This is a genomic window from Actinokineospora sp. (assembly GCF_050699995.1).
Classification (GTDB): Bacteria; Actinomycetota; Actinomycetes; order Mycobacteriales; family Pseudonocardiaceae; genus Actinokineospora.
This window is the reverse complement of the sequence record NZ_JBOHGC010000224.1, coordinates 1-12,223: the sequence shown is the minus strand read 5'-3', so window position 1 is coordinate 12,223 and position 12,223 is coordinate 1. Positions and strand designations below refer to the sequence as shown.

At 68.5% G+C, this 12,223-nt stretch carries 13 protein-coding genes; 5 read left to right on the top strand and 8 right to left on the bottom strand.

Features of this window, described 5'->3' with window-relative positions; genetic code table 11:
* Window positions 1-3: 3 nt before the first annotated feature.
* Together ACRDSQ_RS12180 and ACRDSQ_RS12175 are read right to left on the bottom strand one after the other, a co-directional pair.
* Window positions 4-318: a hypothetical protein gene (locus ACRDSQ_RS12180; RefSeq protein ID WP_431421034.1), complete on the bottom strand. Its 315-nt coding sequence runs from the start codon at window positions 316-318 to the stop codon at window positions 4-6.
* Between the two features lie 187 nt (window positions 319-505).
* Window positions 506-1,420 (bottom strand): ROK family protein, encoded by a 915-nt coding sequence (locus ACRDSQ_RS12175; RefSeq protein WP_431421033.1) that lies wholly within the window; start codon window positions 1,418-1,420, stop codon window positions 506-508.
* Between the two features lie 304 nt (window positions 1,421-1,724).
* Between ACRDSQ_RS12175 and ACRDSQ_RS12170 the strand changes: the two genes are divergently transcribed.
* The gene (locus tag ACRDSQ_RS12170; RefSeq protein ID WP_431421032.1) at window positions 1,725-1,871 is read left to right on the top strand and encodes a hypothetical protein; all 147 of its coding nucleotides are present in this window, start codon (window positions 1,725-1,727) and stop codon (window positions 1,869-1,871) included.
* A 381-nt stretch (window positions 1,872-2,252) separates the two neighbouring features.
* Here the strand turns inward: ACRDSQ_RS12170 and ACRDSQ_RS12165 are convergent, their stop codons facing one another.
* Window positions 2,253-3,446: an AAA family ATPase gene (locus ACRDSQ_RS12165; protein WP_431421031.1), complete on the bottom strand. Its 1,194-nt coding sequence runs from the start codon at window positions 3,444-3,446 to the stop codon at window positions 2,253-2,255.
* Between the two features lie 123 nt (window positions 3,447-3,569).
* Window positions 3,570-4,850, bottom strand: a complete 1,281-nt coding sequence (locus ACRDSQ_RS12160) for an acetyl-CoA C-acetyltransferase (protein WP_431421029.1) — start codon at window positions 4,848-4,850, stop codon at window positions 3,570-3,572.
* 89 nt (window positions 4,851-4,939) lie between these two features.
* Between ACRDSQ_RS12160 and ACRDSQ_RS12155 the strand changes: the two genes are divergently transcribed.
* The gene (locus ACRDSQ_RS12155) at window positions 4,940-6,283 is read left to right on the top strand and encodes a 3-oxoacyl-ACP reductase (RefSeq protein ID WP_431421027.1); all 1,344 of its coding nucleotides are present in this window, start codon (window positions 4,940-4,942) and stop codon (window positions 6,281-6,283) included.
* On the top strand, window positions 6,283-7,122 hold the full coding sequence (locus ACRDSQ_RS12150) for a MaoC/PaaZ C-terminal domain-containing protein (RefSeq protein WP_431421025.1): 840 nt from the start codon (window positions 6,283-6,285) through the stop codon (window positions 7,120-7,122). Before ACRDSQ_RS12155 ends, ACRDSQ_RS12150 begins: the two co-directional genes overlap by 1 nt.
* 47 nt (window positions 7,123-7,169) lie before the next feature.
* Here ACRDSQ_RS12150 and ACRDSQ_RS12145 read toward each other — a convergent pair whose 3' ends face one another.
* Both ACRDSQ_RS12145 and ACRDSQ_RS12140 read right to left on the bottom strand, forming a co-directional pair.
* Entirely contained in the window at window positions 7,170-7,826 is a 657-nt protein-coding gene (locus ACRDSQ_RS12145) for a hypothetical protein (protein ID WP_431421024.1), read from the bottom strand.
* 4 nt (window positions 7,827-7,830) lie between these two features.
* Window positions 7,831-8,484, bottom strand: coding sequence for a TetR/AcrR family transcriptional regulator (locus tag ACRDSQ_RS12140; protein WP_431421022.1), 654 nt, complete (start codon window positions 8,482-8,484; stop codon window positions 7,831-7,833).
* Between the two features lie 76 nt (window positions 8,485-8,560).
* Here ACRDSQ_RS12140 and ACRDSQ_RS12135 point away from each other — a divergent pair, with 76 nt between their 5' ends.
* Window positions 8,561-9,199, top strand: a complete 639-nt coding sequence (locus ACRDSQ_RS12135) for an SCP2 sterol-binding domain-containing protein (RefSeq protein ID WP_431421020.1) — start codon at window positions 8,561-8,563, stop codon at window positions 9,197-9,199.
* A 17-nt stretch (window positions 9,200-9,216) separates the two neighbouring features.
* Window positions 9,217-9,837: an SCP2 sterol-binding domain-containing protein gene (locus ACRDSQ_RS12130; protein WP_431421019.1), complete on the top strand. Its 621-nt coding sequence runs from the start codon at window positions 9,217-9,219 to the stop codon at window positions 9,835-9,837.
* 47 nt (window positions 9,838-9,884) lie between these two features.
* Here the strand turns inward: ACRDSQ_RS12130 and ACRDSQ_RS12125 are convergent, their stop codons facing one another.
* Window positions 9,885-11,279 carry a dihydrolipoamide acetyltransferase family protein gene (locus tag ACRDSQ_RS12125; RefSeq protein WP_431421017.1) on the bottom strand — a complete coding sequence of 465 codons (1,395 nt, stop codon included), beginning with the start codon at window positions 11,277-11,279 and terminating at the stop codon, window positions 9,885-9,887.
* 3 nt (window positions 11,280-11,282) lie between these two features.
* The gene (locus ACRDSQ_RS12120; protein WP_431421036.1) at window positions 11,283-12,215 is read right to left on the bottom strand and encodes an alpha-ketoacid dehydrogenase subunit beta; all 933 of its coding nucleotides are present in this window, start codon (window positions 12,213-12,215) and stop codon (window positions 11,283-11,285) included.
* Window positions 12,216-12,223: the final 8 nt, after the last annotated feature.

Below are 12,223 nucleotides of genomic sequence, written 5' to 3'. Positions count from 1 at the left end.
CACCTACCTCTGCGCGTACGCCACAGCGGCCAGCAGAACGGCGACCACGCCTGCGGTCGCGATGCCCGCGGTGAGCGCGACGATGATCAGTCCGCCCACGGCCGCGGCCGACATCATCAGCGCCATGCGCAGCGTCGGCGCCAGGCCGCCCAGCACGCGCTCGGCGGCGAGCATGAACTTCTCTCCTGCGGAACGACGCGCGGGCGCGGGTTCTGACCTCGGCGACGGGATCGTGCGGTCAGCCGGGGTCGGCACGAAAGTCAGGTGCACGGCGCGGCGGTGTTCCGCGCTGGTGGACTCTGGTCCTTTAACGGCCAAAGCTGTCGAACTCCTTAGGTCTGCCCGAGTCGCCGTTAAGTCTGCCGCCATTCGGCCGAAACACACGCTTCTACTTCGAAGTAGACGGTAAGCGGAGCGTGTTCAGCGACGAACGGAAGGCGAGCGACAAGGCACGCCGATCGGGTGATTCGCTGACCGGAAGCGATCACCGGCGTCGACTGTTGGCCTATTCGGGTGGAGTCGGCATCGTCGCAGGTCGCGCCACGAGCGAAGCGGCGCCGACGATCCCCGCGTCTTTGCCCAATTCGGCGGAAACGACGCGCAAACCGCTCACATATGTCAACTTGGCGTGCCGTTCGACCGCCGCCCGAATGGGCGCGAACAGCAACTCACCCGCCTGGGCGACGCCGCCGCCGACCACCGCCAGCTCAAGATCGAACATCACCGCGGTCGCGGCGATCGCCATGCCGACCGCTCGCCCGCTGCGCTCGAACGCGGCCATCGCGATCTCGTTGCCCGCCGTCGCCGCTTCCGCCAACGCCTTCGCGTCGGCGCCTTCCGGGGCGGTCCAACCCTGCGACCGCGCCCAGGTCACCAAGTTCGGTCCGCTGGCGCGCACCTCGACGCAGCCGACACCGCCGCAGGGGCAGCCCGGCTCGTCGTCGACGGCGGTGTGCCCGATGTGCCCGGCGTTGCCGGTGCGGCCCGGGTACGCGCGACCGCCGAGGACCAGTCCGCCGCCCACGCCGGTCGAGACGACCAGGCCGATCAGGTCGTCGGTCCCGCGGCCCGCGCCGACCCAGTGCTCGCCCAACGCCATGCACAGGCCGTCGTTGGCCAGGACGACGTCGCGGTCGGGGAAGAGCCGACGGACCCGGTCGCGCAGCGGGAAGCCGCGCCACTCGGGGATGTTGACCGGGGAGACGGTCCCGGCCCGCAGGTCCAGCGGTCCGGCGCTCGCGACGCCGACGGCGTCGACTTCGGTGTCGAGCCGGCGCACGCACTCCTCGATCACCGCGAACACCGTGTCGGCGTCGCCGTCGGGGGTCGGGAGCTGCAGGCGTTCCAGCACTTCGCCGTCGCCGCCGACGATCCCGGCCGCGATCTTCGTCCCGCCGACGTCAATACCCAGGTAAGCCACCTGAGAAGTATGCCGTCGGTGCCCGTCTCCGCCCATCTAAGTGGATCTAGAGATTCTGCTAGATGATCCGATATGCGGTTAGCACGGCATCGCGCCACGCCCGTTCGGCGTTAACCGGGGTGTCCGCCGGGTCACACTCGTGACAGGACAGCCGCCGGAGGTCATCAGGAGTTGACCAATGATTCATCGGGATGTGCGCTAGTTCACCGGACAAACGGGTGCATTTGCGCGGCGGAAGGTGCATACTTGAGTCATAGCCGGTCAGCCAGAACGGCAAACAGCTTCCGAAGGGGATGCGACCACAATGAACATCGCTGCGAAGATCCGAGCCCGCCGCGTCGAGGCCCGTACTCGCAAGGCGGTGACTCGCGCGATCGAGCAGGCGGCCACGCCCTCGATGCGTCACGAGCTGATCACCCTCGCTCAGACGCAGCGCGTGACCTGGCGCTAAGTCCTCCTGCTCGACCTGAAACAAGCCCTCGATTACGCAGAACCAAAATGTGATGCAGGGCACAGTTTGGTTCTGTGTAACACCACCGGGACGTAGCACGATGTTCCGGTTGACCCCGTAGTGCTGGCGGACCCCCGACCTGGCAGCACTACGGGGTTTCCATTTGGGCACTCAACGCTCCGCGTTTTCGCGCCTGCCCCTTCGTCATTGTCTTGGGGGCCGAGCCCCCAAACCCCCCACGGTGCGAGCGGCAGGCCTGACCCGGCGCTACCGGATTCCGTGGCCTCGCCAGCCCTTCAGCGTCCCGGCAGTCAGATCTAGCCCCCCTTGTTGATCAGCCGAGGTCGGTCCGAGGCGTCCTGAACCCTGCGGCTTTCGCGCTCACTCGTCCATGCCCAGCAGGTACCGGCCGAAATGCGGCACCGTGAAGGCGATGCGGCCGCGTTCGGCGGAGTAGATCAGGCCCTTCTTGATCAGGCTGTCCCGCGCCGGTGAGAGTGAAGACGGCTTGCGGCCCAAGTACACCGCCACATCCGAGGTGCCCGCTCCCTCGTCCTTGCCCTCCGTCAGTTCCGCCATCGCCCGCAGGTACTCGCGTTCGGCCGGGGTCGCGCGTTCGTAGCGGGAGCCGAAGAAGCCCACCGCCAACTCCGCTTCCGCCTCCGGTGCCGCGACCGCCACATCCTCAACCGTGATCGGGTCGTCGGGCGCCGCGTCCCAGGCCGCTTTGCCGTAGGCCTGGATGAAATACGGGTAGCCGCCCGAGCGCTCGAACAGCGCGTCCAAGGCTTCCGGGGTGATGCCCGCGTCCTCGCGGTCCACCGGGGCGAGGACGGCCTGATCGGCGTCGGAGCGGTCCAGGCGGTCGATGCGCACGTACCTGAACAGCCGCTCCGAGTAGGACTTGCTGGCCGACAGCACGGCGGGCAGGTGTGGCAGACCCGCGCCGACGACGACCAGCGGTGCGCCCGACTGGGAAAGTTCGTGGCAGGCGGCGCAGAGGGCGGAGATGTCGTCGGGGTTGATGTCCTGCATCTCGTCGATCAACACCGCGACGCCGGTGCCGACGTCCTGGGCCAGCTCGGCCACCTCGGTGAACAGCTCCACCAAGTCGATCTCGATGTCGCCGGAGTCCGCGCGGCCCTGGGTGGCGGGGACGTCGATGCCGGGCTGCCAGCGTTCGCGCAGCTTCGCGTTGTCGGGGTTTGCTTTCAAAGCAAAGGCTTTCAGCACACCCAGCACCGACTCGACCCGGTCCGGCGCACGGTGGCGGACCGCTAGGTCGCGGACGGCTCGGTGCAGGGCGGCGGACAGCGGTCGGCGCAGGTCGGCGTCCGGGCGGGCCTCGATCTTGCCCGCGCCCCAGCCGCGGCGGACGGCCATCGATCGCAGTTCGCCGAGCAGGACGGTCTTCCCCACGCCGCGCAGGCCGGTGAGGACGAGGCTGCGTTCCGGGCGGCCGCGGGCGACGCGCTCCAGCACGACCTCGAACGCCTTGAGTTCCTTCTCGCGACCGGCGAGCTCCGGCGGGCGTTGGCCTGCGCCGGGAGCGAACGGGTTGCGGACCGGGTCCATCATCCGACGGTATCGGCGTTTCTAGCGTGGACCCGATATTGAACGAGAATCCCTTACGGCGTGTCGACCGTTGGGGCCTCTACGGGTCTCTAGCCAGCTCGCTAGAGACCCGTAGAGGAGCTGCTACTTCTCGATGATCGCCGTGACGCCCTGGCCGCCCGCCGCGCAGATCGAGATGAGGCCCTTGCCGGACCCCTTCTCGTTCAGCAGCTTGGCGAGGGTCGCCACGATCCGGCCGCCGGTCGCGGCGAACGGGTGGCCCGCGGCGAGCGAGGAGCCGTTGACGTTGAGCTTCGCCCGGTCGATCGAGCCCAGCGGCTCGGTCAGGCCCAGCTTCTCCTTGGCGAACGCCACGTCCTCCCACGCCGCCAGCGTGGCCAGGACCTGCGACGCGAACGCCTCGTGGATCTCGTAGAAGTCGAAGTCCTGCAGCGTCATGCCCGCGCGGGCCAGCATCCGCGGCACGGCGTACGCGGGCGCCATGAGCAGGCCTTCGTCACCGTTGACGTAGTCGACCGCGGCGGTCTCGTAGAAGGTGAGGTACGCGAGCACCGGAAGTTTGTGGTCCTTGGCCCACTGCTCCGAGGCCAGCAGCACCGCGGACGCGCCGTCGGTGAGCGGGGTCGAGTTGCCCGCGGTCATGGTGCCGTCGGGGCCGCCGAACGCCGGCTTGAGCTTCGCCAGCTTCTCCGCCGACGAGTCCGGGCGCAGGTTCTGGTCGCGCGAGAGACCCTGGAACGGCGTGACCAGGTCGTCGAAGAAGCCCCGGTCGTAGGCCGCGGCGAGCTTCTGGTGGCTGGAGGCCGCCAACTCGTCCTGCGCCTCACGGGTGACGCCCCACACCTTGGCGGTGATCGCCGCGTGGTCGCCCATCGCCAGACCGGTGCGCGGCTCCGCGTTGCGCGGGACGTCGGGCATCAGATGGCTGGGGCGCAGCTTCGCGGCGAGGGCGAGCTTCTGCGGAACCGTCTTGGCGTTGTTCAGCGCGATGAGGATGTGACGCAGGTCCTCGTTCACCGCCAGCGGGGCGTCGCTGGTGGTGTCGACGCCGCCTGCGATGGCCGAGTCGATCTGGCCGAGGGCGATCTTGTTGGCGACCTGCATGATCGCCTGGAGACCGGTGCCGCATGCCTGCTGGATGTCGTAGGCGGGGGTCTCCGGGGAGAGCTTGCTGCCGAGCACGGACTCACGCGCGAGGTTGAAGTCCTTGCTGTGCTTGAGGACAGCACCGGCCGCGACCTCGCCGATCCGCTCACCCTGCAGGCTGAAGCGGGCCACCAGCCCGTCCAATGCGGCGGTGAACATGTCCTGGTTCGAAGCCTTGGCGTAGGGCCCGTTGGACCGCGCGAACGGAATCCGGTTCCCGCCGAGAATCGCTACGCGGCGGACGCGAGTGGGGGCCATCTCTCCTCCTGAGCACAGGTTTACATCTGCGGGTAGCATCATAACCTACTCTAGAGTAGGTTTACTAGCGAGTAGGGAGGCGTAAACGGATGACTGACCGCTACCAACAGTTCAGCACTTCCGGCGTCGGACGGCTTCTCGTGAAGCGTCTCGGACTGCCGAACCCCGAGCCGCTGCGCCGGTACAAGAGTGGCGAGCCCGCTCTGACCGGACCGGCGCTGGTAGGGGGCACCGGACGACTGGTCGACGCCATCGGCTCGGTGTTGAAGTCGGCAGGTATTGAGGTGTTGACCGCACCGGCCGGGGGCGACACCCAAAAGTACGGCGGCCTCGTCTTCGACGCGACCGGAATCACCGACCCCACCCAGCTGCGGGCGCTCTATGACTTCTTCCACCCGGTGATGCGCGCCATCGCGCCGTCCGGTCGGGTCGTCGTCCTGGGCACGCCGCCGGAGAGCGCGACCGCGCCGGGTGAGATCATCGCCCAGCGTTCGCTCGAGGGCTTCACGCGCTCGGTCGGCAAGGAACTCAAGCGCGGCGCCACCGCCCAGCTTGTCTATGTCCAGCCCGGTGCGGAGGACAAGGTCGAGTCGACCCTGCGCTTCCTGCTGTCGGCCAAGTCGGCCTACGTCGACGGTCAGGTCATCCGGATCGGCACGCACGGCGGCGCCGTCAGCGAGCCGGAGAACTGGAACGCCCCGCTCGCGGGCAAGGTCGCGCTCGTCACCGGCGCCTCCCGCGGCATCGGCGCGGCCATCGCCGAGGTGCTCGCCCGCGACGGCGCGCACGTCATCGCCCTCGACATCCCTGCTCAGGGCGCCGACCTCGCGAAGGTCGCCAACAAGGTCGGCGGCTCGACGTTCCAGCTCGACGTCACCGCGGCCGACGCGCCCGCCAAGCTGATCGAGTACTTGAAGACCCGCCACGGCGGTGTCGACATCGTGGTGCACAACGCGGGCATCACCCGGGACAAGACGCTGGCGAACATGAAGGAAGGCGCCTGGGACTCGGTCCTGGCCGTCAACCTGACCAGCCAGCTCAAGGTCAACGAGGCGCTGCTCGCCGAAGGCGTTCTGCGCGAGGGCGGCCGGATCATCGGGGTCTCCTCGATCGCCGGCATCGCGGGCAACCTCGGCCAGACCAACTACGGCACCAGCAAGGCCGCCGTGATCGGCATGGTCAACGCCTACGCCGACTCCTACGCCGCCAAGGGCATCACGATCAACGCCGTCGCGCCGGGCTTCATCGAGACCCAGATGACCGCCGCCGTGCCGCTGTTCATCCGTGAGGCCGGTCGCCGGATGAACTCGATGGCCCAGGGCGGTCTGCCGGTGGATGTCGCCGAGACGATCGCCTGGTACGCCTGCCCGGCGTCCGGCGCGGTCAACGGCAACGTCGTGCGCGTCTGCGGCCAGAGCCTGCTGGGGGCGTGATGGTGGAGCTGAAGGAGTCGCCGAACCTGGGGCTGCTGTTCCCCAAGGCGGTGCTCGCGGGCTTCACGAAGAAGGGCGGCCCGCTGCCGACGCGCGACTACGTGCGCACCGGCGTCTCGGTCGACCCGGCCCACCTCGCCGACTACAACCGGGTCTGCGAGTTCCGGCTGACCGACGAGCTGCCCGCGACCTACCCGCACATGCTGACCTTCCCGATGCAGGTCAAGTTGATGACGGACAGCGATTTCCCGTTCCCGCTGGTCGGGTCGGTGCACATCGCCAACCGCATCACCCAGACCCGTTCGCTGCGCGTCGACGAGAAGTTCGACCTGCGGGTGCACGTGGAGAATCTCCGCGAGCACCCCAAGGGCAGGCAGTTCGACATGGTCAGTGAGGCGTCGATCGGCGGCGAGGTCATCTGGCACGACGTCAGCACCTACCTCAACCGCGGCGGCGGCTCGGGCAAGTCCGAGCCGAACGGTGAGCGCTCGGAGCTGCCGGAGCCGACGTCGGTGTGGAAGGTTCCGGAGGACATCGGCCGCCGCTACGCGGAGGTCTCGGGCGACCGCAACCCGATCCACCTGCACCCGCTGTCGGCCAAGCTGTTCGGCTTCCCGCGCGCCATCGCGCACGGCATGTGGACGAAGGCGCGCTGCCTGGCCGCGTTCGAGGGCAGGCTGCCGGACGCGTACACGGTGGACGTCCGGTTCAAGCTGCCGGTGCTGCTGCCCGCCAAGGTGGGCTTCGCGGCCACGCCGGTGGGCACCGGGTGGAAGTTCGACCTGGTGAACGCGCGCAAGCCGCAGCCGCACCTCGAGGGCACGATCACCGCTCTCTAGTCGCTCAATGAAGAACGGCCCACCGCTTGCGAGCGGTGGGCCGTTTCTCAGTTCTGGAGGGTGATCCCCGCCGGGTCGTGCCGCAGCCGGTGGCCCTTGCGGGGCCCGCCCGTGCCTTCGAACGGGGTCAGCTCGTGGTTGCTGGTGACCCACACGTCCTTGCCGGTCGCGAGCTGGGTGAACCTCGGCGGCCGGTGCAGGATCTTGGAGATCAGGTCGGTGCGCGGGGTCGACACCCAGACCGCCGTGCCCGCGAGCTTCGGGAACGCGGTCACCGAGAACGCGGGACCCGCGAACAGTTCGACACCGTCGACCTGGACGCGCAGGTCCACAGGGTCGTCGGAGTCCGGGTAGAGGGTCAGCTGGAAGCAGGACGCGGTGCCGTCGTCGCTGCGCACCGCGGGTACCGGGCGGTCGGGGCCGGGCTCGTCCCACTGGATGAAGGGGTCGGTGTCGTCCAGGTGGAAGGACGTCTCCGGGCACTCCAGCAGGGTGATCGGGGTCGACGCCATCTCGTCGTCGAGCAGGCCGACGAAGTGGTCGAAGGACTCCTCGTCCTCGACCACGACACCGATCGGCCGGTCCGCGGCCTGCGCGAACGCGGCCTGGACGTCGGCGCGTTCGGGTCTGCTGCCCAGCCGAACCGGCTCGACGCCTGCGTCGAGCACCGTCTCCGGGCACTCGCACAGAATGATCGCGAGCATCTTGTCACTCCGGGGTCGGGGTCCACACGGTGCCGATGACCAGGTCGCCGAAGCCCATCCAGACCAGGTTCATCAGCCAGGAGGCCACAGTCTTGTCCGACACCTCGGGGTGGTCCAGCCACCAGTCGGCGAGTGACTCGCTGGCGCCGACCAGGGCAGCCGCAAGGGCCTCCGTGGACTTCGCGGGCGCCTCACCGCGGGTGGTGGCGGATCGCACGAGCAACGCGTCGACAAGGTTGATGGCACGGCCGCGCATGGCGAGGAGCTCCTCGCTGAACGGGCCGCCTTGCGACGTCGCCTGCCGGTGCAGCACCCGCCAGCTCTGCTTCTGCTCGCCGACGAACTGGAAGAACGCCCGCAGGCCGTGCCAGAGCTGCATGTCGGGGGCCTGCTCGGTGGTCACGCCCGCGGCGATGGCCTCCATCAGCATGGTCGCCTCGCGGCGGATGCAGGCGGCGAACAGGTCTTCCTTGTGGCCGAGGTAGGCGTAGATCATCGGCTTGGAGACGCCCGCGACCTCGGAGATCTCGTCCATCGATGCGTTGTGGTAGCCGTACTGGGAGAACACCCGGACCGCGGCGTCGAGGATCTGGCGCTCGCGGACCTCGCGGGGCAGTCGCTTCACCCGCGTTGATCTGCGCTCTTCGTCCACGCTCACCCTGGTCCTCCCGATTCCTACTTGCACGTGAATCTACCCGTCCGTAGCCTACTGAAGAGTAGGTAAGGAGGGGCTGATGTCTGAGTCACCCAAGGGTGCGATGAAGCCACGGGATCTGGTCGCGTTGCTCGATCGGATGACTGTCGCCGAAGCGACCGCCATGGACATCGACGTCGATGCTATCGGGCGCGCGATCGATCCGAGGAAAGTCGGACGATCCGACCTCTCGACAATGCTGCGGGCGTTCCACCGACTCGCCGCCGAGGGCGCCGACATCAAGCTGTCCGGCATGGGCGCGGGCACCTTCGCCAAGCTCATCTCGTCGGCCTCCACCGAACAAGTCCAGTCGATCATGGTCGACCCGGACCTGCGGGTCAGGATCCTCGACGAGGTGTTCAGACGGATGAGCACCCACCTGCGCCAGGACCGCGTCCGCGACCTGCACGCCGTCATCCACTGGCGGCTGACCGGCGGCGCGGGCGAAGGCGGCTACGACCGCTACGAGACGGTGATCGAGAACGGCACCTGTGTGGTCAACCGGGAGATGACCGAGCAGGCGAAGGTCACCATTACCCTGTCCCCCGTCGACTTCCTCAAGCTCATCTCCAACAACGCCTCGGCCCCGGTGCTGTTCATGACCGGCAAACTGAAAGTCCGCGGCGACCTGGCCTTCGCCGCCGGACTGGCAGGCCTGTTCGATTTGCCACGGGCTTGACCAGGCACACTGCCAGAATGGGCAGCAGACGACGAGGACGACAGTGGCGCCGCAAACAGAAGTGGCACCGCATCGAGCCACGCACGGTCCACGACCTTGACAGCTTCGCCGAGGCGATCGACCCGGGAAAGCTGGACCCCGAGCAGTTTGTCCAACTCATCTCGACCCTGGACATGCTCGGCACGGCGGGCACCGGCCTCGAACTTGCCGGGATGCGCACGGACACGTTCATCAGCTTCATGGCCCGAGCCACCCGCGAACAACTCGACGCCGTGATGACGCACCCGCGTCTGCGCCAGGTGGTCTTCGAGGAAGTCTTCAGCCGCATGGCCACGCACCTGAACAGGGACCGCGCCGCGGACCTGTACGCGGTCATCCACTGGCGCTTCACCGGCGGCTCCGGCCCCGGCGACTACGACCGGTTCGAGACCGTGATCGAGAAGGGCCGTTGCGAATCCGGCGACGAGCCGACGGACGACGCCCGCGTCACCGTCACCATCTCCCCGACGGACTTCCTCCGCGCGGTGACCGGGGTGGTGAACCTGCCCATGCTGTTCCTGTCGGGCAAGGTGAAGGTCAAGGGCGACATCGCTTTCGCCGCCACCCTCATCTCGTACTTCGACCTCCCGAAACCCTGAACGGGGGACTCTCGCGAGTCCCCCGTTCAGCGCACCGAGATCTTCGATCAGTAAGTGATCGCCAGTGCCGGGTCGGCCAGGAGCGCGCCGACGTCCGCGAGGAACTCCGAGCCCTGCTGTCCGTCGACCAGACGATGGTCGAAGCTCAGCGCGAGTTGGCATACCTTGCGGACCTTGATGTCACCGTCGACCACCCACGGGGTGTCCCGGATCGCGCCGAAGGCGAGGATCGCGGATTCGCCCGGGTTGATGATCGGGGTACCCGTGTCCACGCCGAAGACGCCGACGTTGGTGATCGTGATGGTGCCGTTGACCATGTCCGAGGGCGGGGTCTTGCCCTCACGCGCGGTCGTTGTCAGCAGCTCCAAGGCATCCGCCAGTTCCCGCAGTGACAGGGTGTCGGCGTCGCGGATCTTCGGCACGATCAGGCCGCGCGGCGTGGCCGCCGCGATGCCCAGGTGCACGTAGTCCTTGTAGACGATCTCCTGCGCGGCCTCGTCCCAGGACGAGTTGACCTCCGGGGTCCGCTTGATCGCCATGGCGATCGCCTTCGCGCAGAACGCCAGGGGCGTCAGCTTGACGTTGCGGAACTCCGGGTGGTTCTTCAGCTTCGCGCGCAGTTCCATCATCGGCGTGACGTCGACGGTCAGGAACTCCGTGACGTGCGGCGCGGTGAAGGCGCTGGCGACCATGGCCTGGGCGGTGACCTTGCGGACACCCTTGATCGGCACCCGCCGCTCACCGCGGACCGGGGCCTTGACCTGGCCCTCCTCCGCCGGGCTGGACGCGGCCCGCTCGACGTCGGAGCGGGTGATCACGCCGCTGTCGCCGGTCCCGGTCAGCGACCGCAGGTCGACGCCGAGGTCCTTGGCCAGCTTGCGGACCGGCGGCTTGGCCAGCGGGACGTACCCGCCGGGCAGGTCGATCAGCCCGGCCGGGCTGTCCGGCACGATCGGCGTCGGGTCGACCGGAGCGGCCTCTTCGGGGACCGGACCCTGGTGCCGCTCGAACGCCGCGCCGACCGTGCTCTGGGCGGCGGCCGCGTCGGCGGTGGCCGGGACGGCCGGGCCGTTGCGCGAGCGGCGCTTGGCGGTGACCGTCTTGGAGCCGTAGCCGACCAGCGGCTTCATCTCCTCCTCGGCCTCGGCGGGCGCGGACCCGTTCGTGCTGGCGGCGGCCGGTTTCCCTGCGCCGCCCGGGTCGACGTCGATGGTCAGGATCGGCGTGCCGACGTCCACGGTCTGACCCGGCTGGACGTGCAGTTCGGTGACCACACCCGCCCACGGGCAGGGCAGCTCGACGGCGGCCTTCGCGGTCTCGATCTCGACGATGATCTGGTTGACGGTGACCGTGTCGCCCGGCTGGACGTGCCAGGACAGGATCTCGGCCTCGGTCAGCCCTTCCGCGGTGTCAGGCAGCGGAAAGCTCTTGTATTCAGGCATCTCTCACCACGCCAGGGAGCGGTCGACGGCGTCGAGCACTCGGTCGAGGTCGGGCAGGAAGTGCTCTTCGAGCTTCGCGGGCGGGTACGGGACGTCGAACCCGTTGACCCGCAGCACCGGCGCCTCCAGCGAGTAGAAGCACTCCTGCTGGACCTTCGCCGCGATCTCGGAGGTCAGCGAGGCCTCCGACGGCGACTCCGACACGACGATGAGCCGACCGGTGCGCCGCACCGAGTCGTACACCGGTGCCAGGTCGAGCGGCGACAGCGTCCGAAGGTCGATGACCTCCAGCGACTTGCCTTCTTCCTGCGCGGCGGTCGCGGCGTCCATGGCGACCTTCACCGACGGGCCGTAGGCGACCACCGTGGCGGTCGTGCCCTGCCGCAGGACCCGCGACTGGAACAGCGGCATCGGCGTCGCCGAGGTGTCGACCTCGGCCTTCATGTTCGCCGAGTGGTAGTACCGCTTCGGCTCGAAGAACAGCACCGGGTCGTCGGACTGGATGGCCTGCTGGATCATCCAGTAGGCGTCCACGGCGTTGGAGCACGAGACGACCTTGAGGCCGGCGGTGTGCGCGAAGTAGGACTCCGGGGACTCCGAGTGGTGCTCGACCGCGCCGATGCCGCCGCCGAACGGAACGCGGATGACCAGGGGCATCTTGACCCGGCCCTGCGTGCGCGCGTGCAGCTTCGCGACCTGCGAGACGATCTGGTCGAAGCCGGGGAAGATGAACCCGTCGAACTGGATCTCGCACACCGGGCGGAAGCCGCGCACGGCCAGGCCGACCGCGGTGCCGATGATGCCGGACTCCGAGAGCGGCGTGTCCAGCACGCGGTGCTCGCCGAAGTCCTTCTGCAGGCCGTCGGTGATGCGGAAGACGCCGCCGAGCTTGCCGACGTCCTCACCCATCATGAGGACCTTCGGGTCGGCCTCCATCGCGGCCC

Coding starts and splice junctions, on each gene's coding strand:
- ACRDSQ_RS12170 (WP_431421032.1), top strand. CDS start 1,725: ATGAACATCGCTGCGAAGATCCGAGCCCGCCGCGTCGAGGCCCGTACT.
- ACRDSQ_RS12165 (WP_431421031.1), bottom strand. CDS start 3,446: ATGGACCCGGTCCGCAACCCGTTCGCTCCCGGCGCAGGCCAACGCCCG.
- ACRDSQ_RS12160 (WP_431421029.1), bottom strand. CDS start 4,850: ATGGCCCCCACTCGCGTCCGCCGCGTAGCGATTCTCGGCGGGAACCGG.
- ACRDSQ_RS12155 (WP_431421027.1), top strand. CDS start 4,940: ATGACTGACCGCTACCAACAGTTCAGCACTTCCGGCGTCGGACGGCTT.
- ACRDSQ_RS12150 (WP_431421025.1), top strand. CDS start 6,283: ATGGTGGAGCTGAAGGAGTCGCCGAACCTGGGGCTGCTGTTCCCCAAG.
- ACRDSQ_RS12145 (WP_431421024.1), bottom strand. CDS start 7,826: ATGCTCGCGATCATTCTGTGCGAGTGCCCGGAGACGGTGCTCGACGCA.
- ACRDSQ_RS12135 (WP_431421020.1), top strand. CDS start 8,561: ATGTCTGAGTCACCCAAGGGTGCGATGAAGCCACGGGATCTGGTCGCG.
- ACRDSQ_RS12130 (WP_431421019.1), top strand. CDS start 9,217: ATGGGCAGCAGACGACGAGGACGACAGTGGCGCCGCAAACAGAAGTGG.
- ACRDSQ_RS12125 (WP_431421017.1), bottom strand. CDS start 11,279: ATGCCTGAATACAAGAGCTTTCCGCTGCCTGACACCGCGGAAGGGCTG.
- ACRDSQ_RS12120 (WP_431421036.1), bottom strand. CDS start 12,215: ATGGAGGCCGACCCGAAGGTCCTCATGATGGGTGAGGACGTCGGCAAG.